The organism is Streptomyces sp. NPDC030143 (assembly GCF_055573695.1).
Map to the genome: position 1 here is coordinate 1 of NZ_JBVIAY010000035.1, position 21,424 is coordinate 21,424.

The 21,424-nt window shown below is 69.9% G+C and carries 18 protein-coding genes and 4 pseudogenes; 18 read left to right on the forward strand and 4 right to left on the reverse strand.

Annotation, left to right across the window (positions count from 1 at the left end; translation table 11 throughout):
• The coding region (locus ACZ4YY_RS34595; protein WP_468298981.1) for an RICIN domain-containing protein at positions 1–544 on the forward strand (544 nt) is incomplete at its 5' end.
• Positions 545–778: 234 nt separating this feature from the next.
• Here ACZ4YY_RS34595 and ACZ4YY_RS34600 read toward each other — a convergent pair.
• The gene (locus ACZ4YY_RS34600) at positions 779–1,084 is read right to left on the reverse strand and encodes an AbfB domain-containing protein (protein WP_468299063.1); all 306 of its coding nucleotides are present in this window, start codon (positions 1,082–1,084) and stop codon (positions 779–781) included.
• Between the two features lie 105 nt (positions 1,085–1,189).
• A pseudogene (locus ACZ4YY_RS34605) lies at positions 1,190–1,614 on the reverse strand (sugar ABC transporter substrate-binding protein); the annotation flags it as partial.
• A 629-nt stretch (positions 1,615–2,243) separates the two neighbouring features.
• Between ACZ4YY_RS34605 and ACZ4YY_RS34610 the strand changes: the two are divergent.
• Both ACZ4YY_RS34610 and ACZ4YY_RS34615 read left to right on the forward strand, forming a co-directional pair.
• A complete protein-coding gene (locus tag ACZ4YY_RS34610; protein WP_468298983.1) occupies positions 2,244–4,196 on the forward strand; it encodes an RICIN domain-containing protein in 1,953 nt (650 codons plus the stop codon).
• A 20-nt stretch (positions 4,197–4,216) separates the two neighbouring features.
• On the forward strand, positions 4,217–4,639 hold the full coding sequence (locus tag ACZ4YY_RS34615) for a Tn3 family transposase (RefSeq protein ID WP_468298985.1): 423 nt from the start codon (positions 4,217–4,219) through the stop codon (positions 4,637–4,639).
• Positions 4,640–5,114: 475 nt separating this feature from the next.
• Here ACZ4YY_RS34615 and ACZ4YY_RS34620 read toward each other — a convergent pair.
• Positions 5,115–5,681, reverse strand: a pseudogene (locus ACZ4YY_RS34620) (MFS transporter); the annotation flags it as partial.
• 2 nt (positions 5,682–5,683) lie between these two features.
• Here ACZ4YY_RS34620 and ACZ4YY_RS34625 point away from each other — a divergent pair.
• The 3 genes and pseudogenes from ACZ4YY_RS34625 to ACZ4YY_RS34635 form a co-directional block, all read left to right on the forward strand.
• Positions 5,684–5,830, forward strand: a pseudogene (locus ACZ4YY_RS34625) (ArsR/SmtB family transcription factor); the annotation flags it as partial.
• A gap of 462 nt (positions 5,831–6,292) precedes the next feature.
• Positions 6,293–6,460 carry a hypothetical protein gene (locus ACZ4YY_RS34630; RefSeq protein WP_468298987.1) on the forward strand — a complete coding sequence of 56 codons (168 nt, stop codon included), beginning with the start codon at positions 6,293–6,295 and terminating at the stop codon, positions 6,458–6,460.
• Between the two features lie 235 nt (positions 6,461–6,695).
• A pseudogene (locus ACZ4YY_RS34635) lies at positions 6,696–6,845 on the forward strand (DUF4440 domain-containing protein); the annotation flags it as partial.
• An 83-nt stretch (positions 6,846–6,928) separates the two neighbouring features.
• Here the strand turns inward: ACZ4YY_RS34635 and ACZ4YY_RS34640 are convergent.
• The gene (locus ACZ4YY_RS34640; RefSeq protein WP_468298988.1) at positions 6,929–9,160 is read right to left on the reverse strand and encodes an alpha-L-fucosidase; all 2,232 of its coding nucleotides are present in this window, start codon (positions 9,158–9,160) and stop codon (positions 6,929–6,931) included.
• A 483-nt stretch (positions 9,161–9,643) separates the two neighbouring features.
• On the opposite strand from ACZ4YY_RS34640, the gene ACZ4YY_RS34645 reads away from it, so the two are divergent.
• From ACZ4YY_RS34645 to ACZ4YY_RS34700, 12 genes are all read left to right on the forward strand, one after another.
• Positions 9,644–10,705 (forward strand): sugar ABC transporter substrate-binding protein, encoded by a 1,062-nt coding sequence (locus ACZ4YY_RS34645; protein WP_468298990.1) that lies wholly within the window; start codon positions 9,644–9,646, stop codon positions 10,703–10,705.
• Between the two features lie 47 nt (positions 10,706–10,752).
• Entirely contained in the window at positions 10,753–12,318 is a 1,566-nt protein-coding gene (locus ACZ4YY_RS34650) for a sugar ABC transporter ATP-binding protein (RefSeq protein ID WP_468298992.1), read from the forward strand.
• Positions 12,311–13,351 (forward strand): ABC transporter permease, encoded by a 1,041-nt coding sequence (locus ACZ4YY_RS34655; RefSeq protein WP_468298993.1) that lies wholly within the window; start codon positions 12,311–12,313, stop codon positions 13,349–13,351. Before ACZ4YY_RS34650 ends, ACZ4YY_RS34655 begins: the two co-directional genes overlap by 8 nt.
• 95 nt (positions 13,352–13,446) lie before the next feature.
• On the forward strand, positions 13,447–14,772 hold the full coding sequence (locus ACZ4YY_RS34660) for an L-fuconate dehydratase (protein ID WP_468298995.1): 1,326 nt from the start codon (positions 13,447–13,449) through the stop codon (positions 14,770–14,772).
• Complete coding sequence (locus ACZ4YY_RS34665) at positions 14,765–15,664, forward strand: amidohydrolase family protein (RefSeq protein WP_468298997.1); 900 nt, start codon at positions 14,765–14,767, stop codon at positions 15,662–15,664. The genes ACZ4YY_RS34660 and ACZ4YY_RS34665 overlap by 8 nt, the downstream gene beginning before the upstream one ends.
• Complete coding sequence (locus ACZ4YY_RS34670; RefSeq protein ID WP_468298999.1) at positions 15,658–16,089, forward strand: RbsD/FucU domain-containing protein; 432 nt, start codon at positions 15,658–15,660, stop codon at positions 16,087–16,089. The genes ACZ4YY_RS34665 and ACZ4YY_RS34670 overlap by 7 nt, the downstream gene beginning before the upstream one ends.
• Positions 16,086–17,129 carry a zinc-dependent alcohol dehydrogenase gene (locus tag ACZ4YY_RS34675; protein WP_468299001.1) on the forward strand — a complete coding sequence of 348 codons (1,044 nt, stop codon included), beginning with the start codon at positions 16,086–16,088 and terminating at the stop codon, positions 17,127–17,129. Before ACZ4YY_RS34670 ends, ACZ4YY_RS34675 begins: the two co-directional genes overlap by 4 nt.
• The gene (locus ACZ4YY_RS34680; RefSeq protein WP_468299003.1) at positions 17,126–17,887 is read left to right on the forward strand and encodes an SDR family oxidoreductase; all 762 of its coding nucleotides are present in this window, start codon (positions 17,126–17,128) and stop codon (positions 17,885–17,887) included. The genes ACZ4YY_RS34675 and ACZ4YY_RS34680 overlap by 4 nt, the downstream gene beginning before the upstream one ends.
• Positions 17,884–18,516, forward strand: coding sequence for a bifunctional 4-hydroxy-2-oxoglutarate aldolase/2-dehydro-3-deoxy-phosphogluconate aldolase (locus ACZ4YY_RS34685; RefSeq protein ID WP_468299005.1), 633 nt, complete (start codon positions 17,884–17,886; stop codon positions 18,514–18,516). Before ACZ4YY_RS34680 ends, ACZ4YY_RS34685 begins: the two co-directional genes overlap by 4 nt.
• Complete coding sequence (locus ACZ4YY_RS34690) at positions 18,513–19,616, forward strand: PfkB family carbohydrate kinase (protein WP_468299007.1); 1,104 nt, start codon at positions 18,513–18,515, stop codon at positions 19,614–19,616. The genes ACZ4YY_RS34685 and ACZ4YY_RS34690 overlap by 4 nt, the downstream gene beginning before the upstream one ends.
• Positions 19,617–19,623: 7 nt before the next feature.
• A complete protein-coding gene (locus ACZ4YY_RS34695; protein WP_468299009.1) occupies positions 19,624–20,691 on the forward strand; it encodes an aldo/keto reductase in 1,068 nt (355 codons plus the stop codon).
• On the forward strand, positions 20,682–21,404 hold the full coding sequence (locus ACZ4YY_RS34700; RefSeq protein WP_468299011.1) for a FadR/GntR family transcriptional regulator: 723 nt from the start codon (positions 20,682–20,684) through the stop codon (positions 21,402–21,404). Before ACZ4YY_RS34695 ends, ACZ4YY_RS34700 begins: the two co-directional genes overlap by 10 nt.
• The last annotated feature ends 20 nt before the right edge of the window (positions 21,405–21,424 follow it).

Here is a 21,424-nt window from a genome sequence, read left to right on the forward strand (position 1 = left end):
CACCCAGGGCTGCGGCGCCACCCGCACCACCCGGATCCAGAAGATCACCTGGAACGCGGACGGATCGCCGAACCTCGGCGTGCCGGTGGCGACGAACACGGCGCTCACCGTGCCCTCCGGTGAACCGGCGGTGACGTACTACCGGTTGGCCAACCGCAACAGTGGCAAGGTCATGGACGTCCAGGCGCCCAACACCGACGACGGCGCCAAGATCGGCCAGTACGCCTGGAACGGCAAGCCCTGGCAGCAGTGGCGCTTCGTCGATGTGGGCAACGGCTACTTCCAGATCGAGAACCTCAACAGCGGCAAGTGCCTGGACGTGAACCGCGCGTCCACCGCCGACGGCGCCGGCATCGTCCAGTACCGCTGCCATGCCGGCGCGAACCAGCAGTTCGCCTGGGTCGCCACCGACGGATACTTCCAGCTCAGGGCTCGCCACAGCGGCAAGTGCGTCAACGTCGCCGGCGCCTCGGCCGAGAACCTCGCCCTGCTCGAACAGCGCACCTGCGGCACGGCAGCCAGCTTCCAGTGGTCGCGTTCCTGACGACCCGCTTCCATCCCGTCACGACACCCGCAGAGAGAACGAGACACACCGAGGGTCTTCACCCGGCTGGCGGCGACACTGACCGCCGTCGGCCGGTTCTTCGCCCCCCCCGATCTTGAGAGGTTCGTCAGCGCGTGAAGCGGTTGCGGACCGTCTGCCAGGCGGCCGAATCGCTGGGGCATCTCCCGCTACCGGCTGCCGGTGCGGAACCGCCAGACAACCCCCTCGAACTGCTCAGGCGGCCGTTCCGGGTAACGGGCCGTTCCTGCCGACCGGCACGAACGGCCCACTGAAAACCCACTCACTGGCGGTGAGTTGGGCACGCGTCACACCACACTGGTAGCAGTTGGCGTCGGCCAGGCCGGGGACGACGGTGAAGGTGGCGTCCTGCTTGGTCTGGATCGTGCTGGAGGCGTCCACGGGGTCGGTGTAGCCGAGGAAGTTGCGGTGGCGCATGTACCGGTCGGGGTTCACCGACTGGAAGGAGTGGGTGGTGTTGAGCGGCAGGGTCACGCCTCCGGTGACGGTCTCCTTGACCACCGTGAGGTGTTTGACGTTGCCGGACAGTCCGGGCAGTTCGGCCGGTGCCTCGGCCGCGAACCGCAGCGCGGCCGCGCGTCCCTGGCCGCGGGCCGTGCCCGATATCAGCTTCGTGCCGGGGTACTGGCACGCCTTCTCCCCGTACGCGCGGTTGTCGGCCCGCACGACCACGTAGACCTTGCCGCTGTCGGGACGGGTGTCCACGGTGACGACCGGGATCTTCTTCGCCTCCAGCTGCGCCAGTGTCGGCGCGATGGCGCCGGTGTCCTGCGGGCCATCGCAAGGCCCTTGACGCCCTGGCTGATGAAGGTCTGGGCGTTGGCCGTGAGCTTGGCGACGTCATTCTGCGAGTTGGTGGTCTTCAGGGAGAGGCCGAGTTCCTTGGCCTGCTCCGGCGTGTACTTGATGTAAGAGTTCCAGAAGTCGGTGTCGGAACGCGGGTAGTCGACCCCGACCAGCGGGGCTCCGCTCGAGGACCCCTCGGTGGTGGCGGATCCGCCGCAGGCGCTGAGCAGCGCCAGGGCGGACAGAGCGGTGACGGTGGAGCAGAGGGCATTTCTGAGTCTCCTCGGTACTTCCTCGCGCTGGTCCCGAAGCGGGGGATTGTCTCGGAGATGCGACTGCTGACGTCACCCCGGAGAGATGGGATGTTTATAGATGGTAGTTGGTGGCGTCGTCTAGGCAAGGGGTCGAAGTCCCCTGGAGGAGTCGGATAAATGATCTAGCGGAACCCAGCCGCGTGGCCGCTATGGCGGAGTAATCCATCCCATCAATGATGCGCATTCGTGACGCACGGACGCTTGCACTCGTGTCGATGTCCCGTGCATCCGCTCTGAGCAGGTGGCGCAGCCGAACTCGGGCATGTAGCAGCACCTTTGGGCGTCGCGCTCCGGCTCTCCGCAAAAACATGGCATGTCTCTGGCAGAACGAATAGCCGTATAGGCGGACAAAACCGTGTCATCCGCTCCTCGCTTGAGCGCTTTCATCCGCTTACCTGTTGACACGGGGCAGTCAGCTCACCGACCTTCATGCGTGACATCCGGCGCCTTGGAGCCCTGACCAGTCCGCACCTGACGGTCTGGGGACCGAACGCCCTCGGGCTGCCGCCCCACCTGCCTCACCCCGAGCACCACAGCCACCTCGAACCGGGAGTACCCCCATGCCATCAGGAAGACTGTCCCGTCGCGCGCTGCTGGGTGCCGCGGGCGCCGCTGCCGCCGCGACCGCGCTGCCCGTGATCCCCGCACTGTCCCCCCTGCTGACGCAGGCGGCCGCCGCGGACCCCCAGACCAACCTGGAGAACTTGGTGAACATGCGGTTCGGCATGTTCAACCACTTCAGCCTGGGCACGTTCACCAACGAGGAGTGGGCGGCCCCGAACCAGAACCCCGCTCTGTTCGCACCCACGGCCGTGGACTGTGCCCAGTGGGCGGCCGCCGCCGCGGCGGCGAAGATGAGCTACGGCATCCTGACGACCAAGCACCATGACGGCTTCGCCCTGTGGCCGAGCGCTTATGGCACTCAGAACGTGGCGAACAGCTCCTACAAGCAGGACGTGGTGAAGGCGTACTGCGACGCGTTCCGGGCGAAGGGGCTGAGGGTCGGGTTCTACTACTCGATCTGGGACCGCACCTTCGGTGTCGAGGCGTGGGAGAGCCGGCACAAGGTGTCCGGCCTCGAGATCACCGATGCCATCCAGCCCAGCGACATGACCTTCATGCTGGGCCAGATCACCGAGCTGCTGACCAACTACGGCACCATCGACATGTTCATCACCGACGGCTACGCATGGCAGATGGGCCAGCAGGCCGTCTCCTACCAGCGGATCCGGGAGCACGTGAAGTCGCTCCAGCCGGACATCGTCATGATCGACCACGGTGGACTGTCCGTGCCGTGGCTCGGCGACGCGATCTACTTCGAGGAGCCGCTGGGCATCACCGCGCCGGCCGGGAACAACTACGCCGCCACGCAGGGACAGACGATCAGCAACGGCTGGTTCTGGCATCCGACCACGCCGACCGAGAGCCTGATGAGCAAGGACGCGATCCTGTCCCATCTGGCGGACCTGGAACCGAAGTACACCTCGTTCATCCTCAACTGCCCGCCGAACCGCAACGGCAAGCTCGACACCAACATCGTCAACCGGCTCGCCGAAGTCGGAGCGGCATGGAGCCCCAACACCTCCAGGCCACCACTGCCGACCCAGGTGCTGCGCGCCGAGCACCCCGTGACACCGGTCAGCGCCTACGCGACCGGATTCCGCACCGGCGAGGGACCGCTCAACGCCATCGACGGTCTGAGCGACAGGGGCTACGAGACCTGCTGGTCGACGTGGGGGCTGTCCTCGGCCCTGCCGCACTCGATCACGATCGATCTGGGCGGCGTGTGGAGCAATGTCTCCACCCTGGAGTACCTGCCCAAGCAGTGGAACCGCAGCAACACCACCGACGGCGACATCACCTCGTACACCATCTCCACCAGCGTCGACGGCACGAACTTCACCCAGGTCGCCACCGGCACCTGGGCCGGTGACCGCGCCACCAAGGTGGCCGAATGGCCCGCCCGCAACGTGGGTTTCGTACGCATCCGGGTCAACGCGGCCACCGGCGGCTACGTCAACATGGGCGGCGTCCACATCGGTGGCCGGACGGCCAAACCGGCACTGGTGTCCACCACGCTGCCCGGCGACGGCACCGTCTACCGGCTGGTCGCCCGGCACAGCGGCAAGGTCGCCGACGTGGAAGGCGGCGGCACCGCGAACAACACCAACGTCCTGCAGTGGCCCTGGCTCAACAAGGCCAACCAGAAGTGGACCTTCGCCAAGACCGGCGACGGCTACTACGAGATCAAGGGCGTGGGCAGCGGCAAGCTCCTGGAGGTCGCGGGTCTCCTTCGCGCCGACGGCGGCAACGTGGCCATCTGGTCGGACGCCAACGCTCCCCAGCAGCACTGGGCCGTCACGCCCACCGGTGACGGCCACTACTTCCTCATCAACCGCTACAGCGGGCTCTGCCTCGCCGTCGACGAGGGCAGCACCGCCGACGGAGCCAACATCGCGCAGCAGCCGTACGCGTCACTGACACGACAGCAATGGCAGATCATCACCGTCTGACGATCCCGACGACACCCGCCATGGGTACCGACGCGGAGCTGCGCCGTGAGATCAACGACGGCCTCCAGGCCGTGGCGAACTGGAACTCCGCCAACCACAACTCTGCTCTACGGCAAGGACGGCGACCTGACGGCTCCGACAAGGGGACCCAAAAGGTCTCGATGTGCGCCCTGCACCTGCTCCAGTCCGCGCTGGTGCACGTCAACACCCTGCCCCTCCAAGCCATCCTGAGCGAGGAGAGGTGGCGGAAGCGGCTCACCGGCGCCGACCGGCGGGCCCTGTCCCCGGTGTTCTGGACCCCTGTGAACCCCTACGGCCGGTTCGAGCTGGACATGAGCTCCCACCTCGACCTCGCCGCGGCGGCCACGCTCCCCGGCCCCCGCACCACGCCCGAGACGGAAACCGCCCGGTCGAGGGACGGTGCGGCCCGGTCAGCATCATGAAGACCAGCACCCCCGCGCCGCTCCCGGACGGCTGGATCCGGTGGAGTGCACCAGGCCACCATCGTCGTCCGGGGCGTGCTGGGAAGGCGGCGGTGCCGTCGGAGACGTGGCAGCGAATCTGCCGCGGCGGGCTGCCCGGCAGCGTGTCACTGATCAGCCGGCTGCCGTCAAAGCCCTGCCCGCGGTGGTGAGGATCTCCTCGGAGAGCGGGGAGCCGTTGGTGGCCCGGGCCAGGACTAGGGGCGCACTGACGATCACCGCCCGCAACCCGGAGCCACGCCTCCGGATGCGGAGGTCAAGGTCCTCCGGGTCTCGCTCCCAACCGTTCTGCGTTCCTTCGTGTCCACAACACGAACCAGGGGAACCCCGTCCCCGCCGCCTCCCCCTCCGCCCAGCCTCACTGACTCCTTCGCCAATCCGGCCCTCGTGGGCAGGGAGAAGAGGGACGAAGGCAAGCCCCCGCCTTCAGCGGGCGGAGGCGGAGAGGAGTGGCGCGGCAGCGAGGGACGTTGAGGCAGAAGACGTAGATCACGTTGGTGGCCAGCAGCGTGCGCATCCGGGGTACAGGCTCGTCGTCCCCCTCCCCGTCCTTGGCCGCGGCAGCGGCCGGATGAGTGTGCACGTGGACCGACCACGCCAAGGCCGCCGCGGCGAGGTAGGCGAGTCCGGTGACGGTTGCCAGCGCCTGCAACGCGGTGGTGCCGCCCGCCAGGCACACGGTGGCAAGGAGCGCGCCGGCGCCCAGACCTGCGTTGCGCAGGGCGCGACCCCCTGCGAGGCCGGCGTCGCGTTCCCGGCCGTGGGCGACCGCGGCCACGAGAGCCGCGTGGGCGGCAGCCACGCCTGGTTGCCGATGCCGAGGAAGAGCGCCGCTGCCGCGAACAGCCAGACGTCCCCCGTCGGGGTGGCCAGCAGCAGCGCCACGCCCCGCACCCGCACCGACGCCGCCACGACCGTGCTGCGTGCGACCCGATCCAGCCATCGGCCCACCGCGGGCATGCACACCAGACCCGCGACGACGCCATGTCATGGCGGTGCCGGTGACCCCCGGAGGTCTCGCGCCACCTCGCCGTCCTGCGCCGCGCGGGCCTGCTCACAACCCGGCGGCACGGGCGCTACGTCCACTACACCCTCAACCTGCCCGAGACGACGACGCTTGGCACAGACCTGCTGGCGGCCGTCCTGCGCTGAGCAACTGCGGTATGACCTCCACCGGAACCCACGTTGCGCCGTCCTCCAACAGCACCCTGGAGTCCGCCCAGGCCACCACAGGCGTACGGCGTGCTCGGGTCGCTGACATCCCCGTTGTGACCCCCTTCGACCATGCCCTGGCTGGAGTCGAGGGTGAGGGAGGAGCCGGATGGGCGGCGCGGACGCAGCCGGGGGTCGGGGCGCGCTCGCTCTTGCTGCGCGTCGGCGGGGCCGCCGCGCTCGGGCCGCGTCAGTGCGGTGGCGACGTCCAACGGGGGACGCCGGCGGGGGAGAGGTCGGGGCGGGCACGGTGCAGGCGTGCTGGGTGGCGCCCCCGGCCGGAGGCGTCACGGGCGACGTCGACGCCGACTTCCACCACCAGCTCGGGTTCTACCAGCGTGACGTTCAGCGTCTCCCGACTGCCCCACCCGACGGAGAACGACCAGCCCGTCCACTGAGTCCTTGCAGTCCTATCGCCTGCCCACAGACCAGCTCGCGCGATTGCTGAACCAAGCCGGTTTCACCATCGACGCTCAACTGGTGCAGGAGCTCGACGAAGAGCTGAAGTGGAAGATCGCCAGCTTCTTCGCCCACAAGCCAACTACCGAGGAGGCCAGCTTGACTTCTTAACTCCCAGAGATGCCTAGACCACGTCCTGTGACTCTGATGGTCGGTCCCACTGGGCGGCTGTCGGAAGGCCGTGCGGCTTGGCTCCTGTTTGGCGGCAGCACGTGCGCTGAGTTCCGGAGGCAGGTGATGATCACTCCATTGAGGCATGTTCTCGAGTACGGCATCGCCGTTGCCGTCCTCGCGTCGAGTGATCAATTCGCTGTGCCTTGGCAAGCAGGGTCCGTAGGGTTTCCCCATGACGGACGAAAGTAAGCGGGCCGTACAGGCGGCCATCGATGGGGAGATGCGGCTTCTCGATCCCAGGGTGCGTGCTTCCCCTGCCCGTGTCCTGGAGCTTCTGGATCCGGAGTTCACCGAGTTCGGGGGTTCTGGACGCCGATGGGATGATGTTCGGGGGTGAGGCGGTGAAGGCGGCGGGCAGGCCCGAGAGCGCGCCCGCCGCGGCCGTGGGTCATGGCGCTGCGGGAGTCACAGCGCCGTGAAGGTCCACTGCAGGTTGGTGCTGTTGCCGTAGGTCCACTGCTTGGTGACCGAGCCCGAGGTGACGTTGCCACCGCCGTCGAGGACCAGGCCGGTGGTGCGGTTGGCGATCGTGTAGCTGTTGCCGCCCCGGGTGGTGATCTTCCACTGCTGGTTGGGGCCGCCGTTCCAGGGAGCCTGCTGGGCCGGGGAGCCGTCGGCGGTGCTGCCCCAGCCGTCGGCGACCATGCCGTTGGTGCGGTTGACCAGCTTGTAGTAGCCGCCGCCCACGTCGACCGCCTGCCACTGGAGGTTGGTGCTGGAGTCCCAGCTCCACTGCTTGAGGTTGGATCCGGAGGCGACGTTGCCGCCGCTGTCCAGGGCGAGGCCGTTGGTGGCGTTGGTGATCCGGAAGTACCTCGACGGATTGAACTGGACCCTGAGCGAGGTGATCTGGTCGTTGTTGCCGGTGACCCTGAGGTCCGGGTTGTCGGCGGTGAAGGTCCAGGCGGTGCCGGTGAAGTTGTCGCCGGAGTAGCCGATCACCTGGTAGCCGGGGGCGGGACGCAAACTGGAGATGGTGCGGGTGCCCAGTCCGGCCGCGCTCAGGTCGGCCGCGGTGTAGTCGCCGGCGGGCAACGGGGCCGAGTTGCCCGTGTAGTTGACGTCCGTGAAGGCGGCGGCGCCGGCGAGCGGCAGCAGGCCGGGGATGGTGCCGGAGAAGGCCAGCTTCAGGACGTAGGCGCCCGCGCTGTACGGCGCCGAGGACGGCAGGGTGACCCTCAGGCCGGAGGAAGTCTGCGTGGGTGCGGGCAGGTCGATGTAGGTGCCGGCGGTGGAGCCGAGCAGCTTCACCGAGGTCAGCGAGGAGAGGTTGATGCGGTCCGAGCTGAGCGTCTTGATCGTCACTGAGCTGCCGGGCCAGCCCAGGACGGTGGCGTACAGGACGTTGGCCGCCTTGTTGCGGGTGAAGCGGATGTCCTGCGCGGTGCCGGCCGTCGGATTCGTGAAGGCGCCGCCGCCCATCTTCGTCGGGCCTTCGCCGTACACGCTCCAGGCGCGTGTCGAGTACACCGACTCGCCGAAGCGCTTCAGGTAGTCGCCCATGCCGAGAAGGATGTCCTTCTGCGCCTGGGGGATGGTGCCGTCGGCCATCGGCGCGATGTTCAGCAGCACGTTGCCGTTCTTGCTGACCCGGTCGAGGAACGAGTGCAGCATCTGCTGGTTGCTGTAGTAGCCGATGCCCTGCGTGTAGCACCAGCTGGAGCTGGAGATGCTGTCGTCGGTCAGCCAGTACGGGCTGGTGAGGTCGCCCGGCCCGCCGCGCTCGTAGTCGAAGACCTCGCCCTTGCCGTTGAACCCGTCCTTGTAGGTGGCGACGACCTCACGGCCCCAGGCGTTGGCCTGATTGTAGTAGTAGGACAGGAAGTTCAGGCGCTGCGTCTCGTCGACCGCGTCCAGTTTGAAGTCCTGCCACAGGATGTCCGGTTGCGCGAGGTCGATGACTTCCTTGAGCTTGTCGTACCAGAGCTGGTTCTCCGCGGCCGCACCGAGCTGGCCGTAGAGCTTCTTGAGGCTGGGGTCGGTCTGGGCGGGGGCGAACTCGTAGAAGCCGTTGTAGTGGTACGCGTGGTGCATGGCGACCAGCAGCTTGAGGCCCTTGGCCCGGATCGCCGTGGTGAACAGCTGCAGCAGGTCGAGCTTCGGGCCCTTGGTGACCGAGTTCCACTCGTTGACCTGGCTGTTCCACATGGAATAGCCGTCGTGGTGCTCGGCGACCGGCCCCGCGAACCTCGCGCCCGCGTCGATGAACAGCTGCGCCCACTCGTTGGGGTCGAAGTTCCCGCCGGCCGACTTCAGCTTGGGCGCGAACTGCACGAAGTTGCCCGCCAGGTCCTTCGCCCCGTTGATGAAGTTGTGGTACGGCCATGCCGAGGGCTGGCCGTAGGTCGCGATGTGGTGCTGGTTGACGCTGTCGCCCGCCTGATACATGGTCCGCGGATACCACTCGTTGCCGAAGGCGGGAACGCTGAAGACGCCCCAGTGGAAGTAGATCCCGAACTTCGCGTCCTGGAACCACTCCGGAGCCGGCGGGTGTTGATCGACCGAGTTCCAGTCGGGGGTGTAGGTGCTCGGTGCCGCCTGGGCGACGCCGGCGCCCAGGCCACCACCGGCTATGGCTGCCGCCGCCACACAGGTGGCGGCGGACAGGAACTGGCGTCTGTTGAGCGAACGCGACATGAGGACATCCCTGAGGTAGGGGCAAGGGGGGCAGGGGTAGACGCGGGACGCCGACGGTTCTGGAGCGTCGGAGGTTACGCATGAAGTTCGACCATGTGACGCACTGATGTCAACGGGTGTGCAGGGATGAAAACCCGTATCAGCATTAGCTTTTGTCCATATATAGGCGCTATCAGCGCATTGCAGTGGCGGCAAACATGGAATGTCTAAGGACCCGACACAGGGTGCGCCACCACACGGGCAGTCCACAGGCAAGCCATCAGCGCATCACGAGTACGCATCATTGATGGGATGGATTCACTGCCCAGGAAGCCCGACGGCGGCCCCGGCGAGATCATCCAGCGGTCATCTCCAGCAGTTTTGCCGCACCCACTAGACAACCTCGCTTCCCCCGCTCTATAAACATCCCATCTCTCCGCCGACGACACACAGCCGTCGCATCGGAGTAACAACCCGCTCCGGGACCAGCGCGAGGAAGTACCCATGAGACTGAGAACCGCACTCGGCTCCACCGCCTCCGTCGTTTGCGCACTGACGCTGCTCAGCGCCTGCAGCGGCTCCGGCACCACCGCCTCGTCGAGCGGCAAGCCGCTCGTGGGCGTCGATTACCCGCGCTCCGACACCGACTTCTGGAACTCGTACATCAAGTACACGCCCCAGTCGGCCAAGGAGCTGGGGCTGGACCTGAAGACCACGAACTCCCAGAACGACGTCGCCAAGCTCACCGCCAACGCGCAGACCTTCATCAGCCAGGGCGTCAAGGGCCTCGCGATGGCCCCGCAGGACACCGCCGCCATCGCGCCCACCCTGGCCCAGCTGGAGGCGAAGAAGATCCCGGTCGTCACCGTGGACACCCGTCCCGACACCGGCAAGGTGTTCATGGTGGTGCGGGCCGACAACCGCGCCTACGGCGAGAAGGCCTGCCAGTACCTGGGCACCAAGCTCGGCGGCAAGGGCAAGGTCGTCATGCTCCAGGGCGGCCTCGACTCCATCAACGGCCGTGACCGCACCGAGGCGTTCAACGACTGCATGAAGAAGAACTACCCCGGCATCAAGGTGTTCGGCGAGGCCACCAACTGGGACGGCGCGGTCGCCGCGCAGAAGCTCCAGACCGACCTGACCGCCCACCCGGACATCAAGGGCGTCTACATGCAGTCCAGCTTCGCCCTGGCCGGCACCCTCCAGGTCCTCAAGCAGAAGGGCCTGCTGGTCGACCCGAAGGACAAGAAGCACGTCTTCGTCGTGTCCAACGACGGTATTCCCGAGGAGCTGAAGTCCATCGCCGCCGGGAAGATCGACGCCACGGTCTCCCAGCCGGCCGACCTCTACGCCAAGTACGCCCTGTACTACCTCAAGGCCGCGATAGACGGAAAGACGTTCAAGCCCGGCAAGACCGACCACGACAGCACCATCATCCAGGTCCGCGACGGCCTGCTGGAGGACCAGCTCTCCGCTCCCCTGGTCACCGTCGACGGCGGCACCTACGGCGGCGTGCCCAGCGTCAAGAGCGACGACCCCTCCCTGTGGGGCAACAACCTCGGCTGACCGGCCCTCTCAGGCATCCAACGGCTCACCACTACAAGGCGGTTGAAATGAGAGACGGGGAGCGAGCAGTCACCCCCGCGCCCGCCCCGGCGGACGACGGACGGGCCCCCGCGACACCGCCCGTCGTCGAGGCGACGGGCATAGTCAAACGATTCGGTCCGACAGTTGCCCTGAACGGCGCCCGAATCACCATCCGGCCAGGGGAGACCCACGCACTCGTCGGCCGCAACGGAGCCGGCAAGTCGACCCTGGTCTCCGTCCTGACGGGCCTGCACGCCCCCGACGAGGGAACGGTCACCTTCGGCGGCGGCCCCGCCCCCCGGCTCAGCGACCGCGACGCCTGGCGACAGCGCGTGGCCTGCGTCTACCAGAAGTCGACGATCATCCCCACGCTGACCGTCGCCGAGAACCTCTTCCTGAACCGTCACCACCACGGCCCCCACAGGTTGATCAGCTGGACCGGCGTACGCCGCCGAGCCCAGGAGCTGCTGTCGACCTGGTCGGTGGACGTCGACCCGCAGTCCCCGGCCGACGAACTCAGCGTCGAGCAGCGGCAGTTCGTCGAGATCGCCCGGGCGCTGTCCTTCGGGGCCCGGTTCATCATCCTCGACGAGCCCACCGCACAGCTCGACGCGGCCGCGATCAACCGGCTCTTCGACCGCATCCGCGACCTGCAACGCCAGGGCGTGACCTTCCTGTTCATCAGTCACCATCTCCAGGAGGTCTACGAGATCTGCGACATGGTGACGGTGTTCCGCGACGCCCGGCACATCGTCACCGCCCCCGTCGCGGACCTCCCCCGCACGGAGCTGGTCGCCGCCATGACCGGCGAGGCGGCGGCCGACCGGCAGCAGGTGCGCTCGGGCACCCTCGACCCCGCCGCGGCCCCCGCGCTGTCCGTGCGGGATCTGGGCAGCGACGGCACGTACGAAGACGTCACCTTCCAGGTGGGCGCCGGCGAGATCGTCGGCCTCGCCGGTGCCGCCGCCAGCGGACGCACCGAGGTAGCCGAGACCGTCGTAGGGCTGTGGGCTGCCGCCACCGGCGAGGTGGAGATCGCCGGGCGGCGGCCCCGGCCGGGCAGCGTGCCCGCCGCGCTCGCCGCCGGCGCCGGGTTCGTCCCCCAGGACCGGCACCACCAGGGCTTCGTGCCCGACATGTCGATCGCCGACAACGCCACCCTGTCCGTGCCCCACCGGCTCGGCAGGAACGGCCTCCTCAGCCGTGACCGACGCGACCGGCTCGCCGACAACATGATCGAGAAGCTGGCGATCAAGACGCCGGGCCCCGATCTGCCCGTCTCCGCCCTGTCCGGAGGAAACCAGCAGAAGGTCGTCATGGCCCGCGCCCTGGCCGACGACCCGCGACTGCTGGTCCTGATCAACCCGACCGCGGGCGTGGACGTGCGCTCCAAGGAATTCCTCCTCGGCAAGGTCGAGGAGACCGCCCGGACCGGCACCGGAGTGCTCATCGCCTCCGACGAACTCGACGACCTGCGCATGTGCGACCGGATCCTGGTGATGTTCCAGGGCCGGGTCACGACAGAGATAGCCCGCGGCTGGCACGACCACGACCTCGTGGCCGCGATGGAAGGAGTGGACCTCAATGCCTGAAACCGTCCTCGCGGACACAGCCGCCAAGGCCGCGGAACCGAAGCAAGGGCGCACCGCGCTGCTCGGCGGCCGGATCCCGCTGGCCCGGCTGCGCGACCTCGCCCTCGTCCCCGCGATCGTCGTCATCGCGATCGTCGGTCAGATCGTCAACCCGGTCTTCCTTCAGACCGACAACCTCATCAACGTTCTCCAGACGATGTCCGAGATGGCCCTGCTGGTCCTCGCCCAGACGATGATCCTGATCGTCAAGAAGATGGACCTGTCGCTGGAGTCCACCATGGGCCTCGCGCCCGGTGTCGCGGCCTGGCTGGTCGTGCCGGCCGGCGCCGGACACGGACTCGGCCTGCTCTCCGGCGCCTGGGCGATCCCCGTCACCCTGGCCGTGGGCGTGTTCGTCGGCGTGGTCAACGCCCTGCTGATCATCCGCTTCGGCCTCAACGGCTTCATCGTCACCCTCGGCATGCTGATCGTGCTGCGCGGCATCCTCACCGGTATCTCCGGTGGCCAGACGTTCTTCCAGCTGCCGCAGTCGATGCTCTACCCCGGCACCGCGCAGTGGCTCGGAATGCCCGCGTCCATCTGGATCTGCCTCGTGCTGTTCGCCGTGGCCATCGTCGTGCTCGGCTGGACCAGCTTCGGCCGCTCGCTGTACGCCATCGGCGGCAACGTCGACGCCGCGAAGGCGGCCGGCATCCGCACCGACCGCGTGCTGTGGATCGTCATCGTCACCGGCAGCCTGCTCGCCGCACTCGCCGGACTGCTGCTCTCCGGACGGCTGGCCTCCGTCGCCTCCGCGCAGGGCAACGGCTACATCTTCACCGTGTTCGCCGCCGCCGTCATCGGCGGGATCAGCCTCAACGGCGGCAAGGGCACCATGTTCGGCGCGTTCTGCGGCATCCTGCTGCTCTTCATGATCCAGAACGTGCTCACGCTCGGCGGCGTCCCCGCCCAGTGGATCGGCGCCCTCAACGGCCTGATCATCCTGGTCGCCCTCGCCATCTCCCGCATCACCGGCGGCAAGGTCCAGGAGTGACCCGGGCGGCCGTCGCCGGCCGCCCGTCCCGCGCCGCGTTCACCGCTCGTCGCAAGGGGCCCGATTCCCCCTTTGCCCTCACAGGAGTTGCCGCCATGTCCTCCACCCTGCCCGCATCCGCCCGCATCACCGCCCTGGACGTCCTGGACGTGCGGTTCCCCACCTCCGAACACCTCGACGGCTCGGACGCCATGAACCCCGAGCCTGACTACTCCGCCGCCTACGTCGTCCTGCGTACCGACGCCGACGACGCACTGGAGGGCCACGCCCTCGCCTTCACCACCGGCCGCGGCAACGATGTCCAGGCCGCCGCCATCGCGGCCCTCGCCCCGCACGTGGTCGGCCTCTCGGTCGAAGAGGTCTGCGCCGACCTCGGGGCCTTCTCCCGCTCCCTCGTGCACGATCCCCAACTGCGCTGGCTGGGCCCGGAGAAGGGCGCCATCCACATGGCCACCGGCGCGGTCGTCAACGCCGCCTGGGACCTGGCCGCCAAGCGCGCGGGCAAGCCCGTGTGGCGCTTCCTCGGCGAGATGTCGCCCGAGGACCTGGTCGCGCAGGTCGACTTCCGCTGGCTCAGCGACGCCCTCACCCCCGAGGAGGCGCTTCAGATCCTGCGCCGTGCCGAGCCCGGCCGCCAGGAGCGCGTCGCGCGTCTGCTGGAGCGCGGCTACCCCGCCTACACCACCACCCCCGGTTGGCTGGGCTACTCCGACGAGAAGCTGGCCCGCCTGTCCCGCGAGGCCGTCGCCGACGGCTTCACCCAGATCAAGCTGAAGGTCGGCGCGGACCTGGAGGACGACGTACGGCGCATGCGCACCGCCCGCGAGACCGTCGGGCCGGACATCCGCATCGCCGTCGACGCCAACCAGAGATGGGACGTCCAGCCCGCCATCGACTGGATGCTCGCCCTCGCCCCCTACGACCCGTACTGGATCGAGGAGCCCACCTCCCCCGACGACATCCTCGGCCACGCCGCCGTCCGCAGGGCGGTCGGCCCCATCAAGGTCGCCACCGGCGAACACATCGCCAACCGGGTCGTCTTCAAGCAGCTCCTGCAAGCAGAGGCCGTCGACATCGTGCAGATCGACTCCGCCCGCGTCGGCGGCGTCAACGAGAACATCGCCATCCTGCTGCTCGCCGCGAAGTTCGGCGTGCCGGTCTGCCCGCACGCCGGAGGAGTGGGCCTGTGCGAGATGGTGCAGCACCTGTCGATGTTCGACTACGTCGCCGTCTCCGGCACCACCGAGGACCGCGTCATCGAGTATGTCGACCACCTGCACGAGCACTTCGTCGACCCGGTCCGCATCGCCGACGGCCACTACCTCGCGCCGGCCCTGCCGGGGCTGAGCGCGCAGATGCACCCCGAGTCCCTCAAGGAGTACACCTACCCCGACGGCCCCGTGTGGACGGCCCGTGTCTGACGCCCAGATCCTCGTCGACGCCCACCACCACGTGTGGGACCTGGACATCCGGCCACAGTCCTGGCTCGACGAGCCCGGACACGAGCCCCTGCGCCGCAGCTTCGGCACCGACGACCTGCGCACGGCCGCGACCAGGCCGATCGCGGGTCGGCGGCTGGAGTGCACGGTGCTCGTCCAGTGCGTGGCGTCGCTCGACGAGACGCGCGAGTTCCTCGCCCTGGCCGACGGCGACCCGCTCGTCGGCGCGGTCGTCGGTTGGGCGGACCTCACGTCCCCGGCGATCGGCGACATCCTCGACGCGCTGCGCGCCGGGCCCGGCGGCACGTACCTGCGGGCCCTACGTCACCTCGTCCAAGGCGAGTCCGACGCCACCTGGCTCCAACGGCCTTCGGTGGAGCGGGGACTGCGGGCGGTGGCCGGACGCGGCCTCGGGTACGACCTGCTGATCCGCGACCACCAGTTCCCGCAGGCGATCCGCCTGGCCGAACGCCTCCCCGGCCTTCCCCTGGTCCTCGACCACGCCGGCAAACCACCCATCGTCCGACGTGACCTGGGCGACTGGGAGCGGGGCGTGCGGCGGCTGGCCGCGCACCCCCAGGTGCGGTGCAAGGTGTCGGGACTGATCACCGAGGCCGACCACGAGAAGTGGACCGTCGACGACATCCGGCCGGTGTGGGAGGTCCTGCTGGCGGCCTTCGGCCCGGACCGGCTGATGTTCGGCTCGGACTGGCCGGTCTGCGCCCTGGCCGGCGGCTGGAACCGCTGGGCCGCCACCGTCGGGGAACTCCTCGCCGGCTGCTCCGCCGCCGAGACCGAGGCGGTCCTCGCCAAAACCGCCACCACGTTCTACCGCCTCGACCCCGCTCGAAGGAAGGAGCGCACCGCATGCTGATGACCGAACTCCTGCACCCGGGCATCCTCGAAGCCCTGGCGGGCGCCGGGCACGGCGCCCGGGTCCTGCTCGCCGACGGCCACTACCCGGCGAGCACCGCCACCGGCCCGCGCGCCAGAACCGTCCACCTCAACCTGGCGCCGGGTCTGCTGGACGCCACCACCGTGCTCGACGTCCTGCTGCGGGCTCTGCCCGTCGAGTCGGCGCACGTGATGGTGCCGCCCGAGGGCGAGCCGGAGCCGCCCGCCATCGCCGAGTACCGCTCGATGCTGGCGCCCGTCCCCGTCGAGACGCTCGGCCGCTTCGCGTTCTACGACGCCGCCCGCTCGCCCGACCTGGCCCTCGTCGTCGTCACCGCCGACATCCGCACCTACGCCAACCTGCTGCTCACGATCGGCGTCCGCGCCGAAGGGACCCTGAGATGACACTCGCCGTCCGCTACCTCGCCGCCCGCACCCTGGACACCGCGCCCGCCGAGAACCCGCCCCCCGGCCCCGGCGAGGTGGAGATCGCCCCCGCCTATGTCGGTATCTGCGGCACCGATCTGCACATCTTCCACGGCGACATGGACGCCCGGGTCGCCGCGCCCGCCGTCCTCGGCCACGAGATGTCCGGCCGGATCGTGCGGGTGGGCGCGGGAGTGGAGAACTGGGCGCCCGGTGACGCGGTCACCGTGATGCCGCTGCGCTGGGACGACACCTGCCCGGCCTGCCACGCCGGCCACCAGCACATCTGCCAGCACCTCGACTTCATCGGCATCGACTCGCCGGGCGCGATGCAGCAGCGCTGGACCGTGCCCGCCACGACCCTGGTACGGCTGCCCGGCTCCCTCCCGCTCGACCACGCGGCCCTGGTGGAGCCCACCGCGGTCGCCGTGCACGACGTCGGCCGGGCCCAGGTCCGCGCGGGCGAGAAGGCCGTCGTGGTCGGCGGCGGCCCCGTCGGCATCCTCATCGCCCTGGTCGCCCGCGCCGCCGGAGCCGAGGTCCGGGTCGTCGAGCTGAGCGCCCACCGTCGGCGGCTCGCCGAGAAGCTGGGGCTCACGACCTGGGACCCGGCCGCCGACGACCCGCCCGAGCTGGTCCGGCAGTGGACCGGCGACGCCGGTGCGGACGTCGCCTTCGAGGTCTCCGGCGCGCAAGGCGGGGTGGACACGGCGGTCGACGTGCTGGGGGTGCGCGGGCGGCTGTGCCTCGTGGCCATCCACCCCCGGCCCCGCGAGGTGAACCTGCACCGCTTCTTCTGGCGCGAACTCACCCTCGTGGGCGCCCGGTTGTACGACCGCTCCGACTTCGAGCGGGCGGTGACCCTGGTGGCCGACGGCACCGTTCCGGCCGAGCAGCTGATCAGCAAAGTCGTCCCCATGGCACAGGCGCCCGACGCGTTCGAGGCCCTGGAGGGCGGCGGCGACGTGATGAAGATCCTCGTGGACTGCACCGACGACTCCCAGGGAGCCGACCAGTGAACGCCTTCGACCTGACCGGCAGGCTCGCCGTCGTCACCGGTGCCCGCCGCGGCATCGGCCGCGCCATGACCCGCGCCCTCGCCGAGGCCGGCGCGGACGTCATCGGCGTCAGCGCCCAGCTGGAGGAGACCGGCAGCGACGTGGAGAAGGACGTCCTGGCCGCGGGCCGCACCTTCGAGGCCCTCCGCACCGACTTCGCCGACCCCGAAGCCGTCCGCGCCCTGGGCGCCGACCTGGCGGGACGGGAGCGCCCGGTGGACATCCTGGTCAACAACGCGGGCACCATCCGCCGCGCCCCGGCCGCCGAACACACCGACGAGGACTGGGAGTTGGTGCTCCAGGTCAACCTCAACGCGCAGTTCGCCCTGTCCCGCGCGGTGGGCGCGTCGATGGTGGCGCGCGGCCAGGGGAAGATCGTCTTCACGGCGTCGCTGCTCAGCTTCCAGGGCGGCATCACCGTCCCCGGCTACACCGCCGCCAAGCACGGGATCGCCGGACTGACCAAGGCCCTGGCCAACGAGTGGGCCCCGCACGGCGTCAACGTCAACGCCATCGCCCCCGGCTACATCGCCACCGACAACACCCAGGCCCTCCAGGACGACCCGGTACGCAGCAAGGCCATCCTGGAGCGGATCCCGGCCGCCCGCTGGGGCAGCGCCGACGACCTCGCGGGCGCCACCGTGTTCCTCGCCTCGGACGCCGCCGCCTATGTCCACGGCGTCGTCCTGCCCGTCGACGGCGGATGGCTCGGCCGATGACCGGCACCGACCTGGCCGCCGTGCTGGACGGCGCCCGCGTGCTGCCGGTGCTGACGGTGCCCGCCGCCGCGATGGCCGGCCCGCTGGCCGACGCGCTCGCGGCGGGCGGCGCCCGGTGCGCCGAGGTCACCTTCCGCACCCCCGACGCCGAGCAGGTGCTCAAGACGATGGCCGCCCACGGAGGGCTGACCGTCGGCGCCGGTACGGTCCTCACGCCCGAGCAGGCGGAGCGTGCCGTGGCGGCGGGAGCCGGTTTCGTGGTCTCGCCCGGCTTCGACGAGGACGTCGTCGCCAAGTGCCGTGAGCTGGGCGTGCCCGTGGTGCCCGGCATCGCCTCGGCGACCGAGCTGATGCGCGCCCTGCGGTGCGGCCTCGACACCGTCAAGCTCTTCCCCGCCGAACCCCTCGGCGGCATCCCGATGCTGCGTGCCCTCGCGGCTCCCTTCCCCCAGGCACGGTTCGTGCCGACGGGCGGCATCGACGCTCCGCGCCTGCCCGCCTACCTCGCCCTCCCGGCGGTCCTCGCCGTCGGCGGCAGCTGGATGGCCACCCCCGCCCACCTGGAGCGCGGCGAGTACGACGAGATCCGCCGGCTGACCGCCGAGGCCGTGCACGGGAGCGCGACGTGAACGACGTGGTGGCCCTCGGCGAGGTGATGCTCCGCTTCGACCCGGGCGAGGGCAGGATCCGCACCGCCCGCACCTTCCAGGTCTGGGAAGGCGGCGGTGAGTACAACGTCGTCCGCGGACTGCGGCGCTGCTTCGGCCTGCGTACGGCCGTCGTGACCGCCCTCGCCGACAACCAGGTGGGGCGGCTCGTCGAGGACCTGATCCTCCAGGGCGGCGTCGACACCTCCCTCATCCGCTGGGTGCCCGACGACGGCATCGGCCGCACCGCCCGCAACGGCCTCAACTTCGTCGAGCGCGGCTACGGCATCCGAGGCGCGGTGGGCGTCAGCGACCGCGCGAACACCGCCGTCTCGCAGCTGCGCAAGGGGGACGTCGACTGGGACGCGGTCTTCTCCCCAGGCTCGACGGGGCCGCGCTGGTTCCACACCGGCGGCGTCTTCGCCGGTCTGTCGGACACCACCGTGGACGTCGCGGACGAGGCCATGGCGGCCGCTCGACGGCACGGTGTCAGGGTCTCCTACGACCCCAACTACCGCCCCAGTCTGTGGGCCGGCAGGGGCGCCGCCGCCGCCGCCCGCGAGGTCGACCTGCGGCTCGCCCGCCACGCCGACGTCGTGGTGGGCGCCCTGGGCCTGGCCGGACCGTACCCGGGCGCGGTACGCATCACGGCGGACGAGGTGCCCGACGCCCTCGTCGAAGTGGCCGCGCTCCTGCCCCGGGCCGAGGTGCTCGCGACCACCCTGCGGGACGTGCCCTCGGCCGGCGTCAACGACTGGTCCTCGGCCGCCTGGTCGCCCCGTACCGGCTTCGTCCGCGGCCCGGAACTGCCCGGCCTGCACGTCCTGGACCGCATCGGCTCGGGCGACGGATTCGCGGCCGGCCTGATCTACGCACTGCTGACCCTCGGCGGTGACGAGGACGGACCGGCGGGCCGTGCCGCGCCCGTGGCCGACCTCGACACCGCCGGACTGAGCCGAGCCCTGGCCTACGGCACCGCGCACGGCGCCCTCACCATGACCACCCCCGGCGACGTGTCCATGGCCTCGCTCGCCGAGGTCGAGGCACTCATGGCAGGCGGCTCGGCCGCCGTCAGAAGGTGAGGGACCCATGGACGCTCACGCCTTCGCCGCTTCCGAAGGAGCACAGTTGACACCGCACAGCATCGGGCGCCGGAAGGTCGCGAGCACCCCGGTCGAGCTCACCGGACTCGGCTTCGGGGCATCCGTCATCGGCAACCTCTACAGAGTCACCCCGGCCCACGACGCGCAGGCCGCACTCGAGGCGGCCTGGGAAGCGGGCATCCGGTACTTCGACACCGCACCGCACTACGGGCTCGGTCTCTCCGAGCGCCGCCTGGGGGCAGCGCTGGCGGGCCGGCCACGTGACGCGTACGTCGTCTCCTCCAAGGTCGGCCGCCTGCTCGTGCCCAACGAGCACCCGCGCGGCACCGACACCGAGGGCTTCGCGGTGCGCGACGACCTGCGCCGGCAGTGGGACTTCAGCCGGGACGGAGTGCACCGCTCTATCGAGGACACGCTGGAGCGCACCGGCCTGGACCGCCTGGACGTCGTCTACCTGCACGATCCCGACGACCACTGGAGGCAGGCGGCGGAGGAGGCCATGCCGGCCCTGGCGGAGCTCCGGGACCAGGGAGTGATCGGCGCGATCGGCGCCGGAATGAACCAGTCGGCCATGCTCGCCCGCTTCCTGCGCGAGACAGCGGCCGACGTGGTGATGCTGGCCGGCCGGTACACCCTCCTCGACCAGTCGGCACTGGACGACGTCCTGCCCGCCGCCGAGGAACTCGGCAAGAGCGTGGTGGCCGTCGGCGTGTTCAACTCGGGGCTGCTCTCCCGCGACCACCCCACCGAGGGCATGAAGTACGACTACCAGGAGGCCCCGCCGGAGCTGCTCGACCGCGCTCGGGCGATCGCCGACGTCTGCGCGGCCCACGGCACCACCCTGCCCGCCGCCGCGATCGCCTTCCCCTACACCCACCGCAGTATCATCAACGTCACCCTCGGTATGCGAAATCCGCAGCAGGTCGTACGGAACGTAGAACTCCACCGCCGGTACGTCCCCGACGCGCTCTGGGACGATCTCCGCGCCCGGGAACTCATCAGGTCGGACGTGCCCGCGGCGCACGGGCCCGGAAGGAGCGCGCGGTGTCGCTGACGGACAAGGCCATCGGGCAGATCCGGGAGCTGATCCGCAGCGGAGCGCTGCCGCCGGGCTCGAAGCTCCCGCCGGAACCGGAGCTGGCCGCCCAGCTGGGCCTGTCCCGCAACCTCGCCCGGGAGGCCGTGAAGGCGCTGGCCGTCGCCCGGGTCCTGGAGGTCCGGCGGGGCGACGGCACCTACGTGACCAGCCTGCAGCCGAGCCTCCTCCTGGAAGGGCTCGGCGGTGCGGTGGAACTGCTGCAGGGCGATTCCGCCGCGCTCCAGGACCTCATGGAGACACGACGGCTCCTGGAACCGGTCGCCACCGCACTGGCCGCCACCCGGATCTCCGACGAGCAACTGGCCGAGGTCGAGCAGCACCTGAACGCCATGCGCGAAGCCCAGGACGACGTGGAACGGCTCAACGCTCACGACGCCGCGTTCCACCGCGCCGTCATCTCGGCCACCGGCAACGAAACGCTCCTCACGCTCCTGGAAAGCATCTCCGGGCGCACTCTGCGCGCCCGCATCTGGCGCGGCCTGGTCGACACCGAGGCCTCCGGCCGGACCCTCGCCGAACACGAGGCGATCTTCCGGGCCCTGTCCGTCCGCGACGCCTCCCTCAGCCAGGCCGCCGCACTGCTGCACGTCAGCAACACCGAGCTGTGGCTCAAGGACCACCTGCGTTCGGGACAGGCCCTTCCGTGGGGCGTGACCACAGGGCTCTGACCAGCCCTTCCCGGGACGCT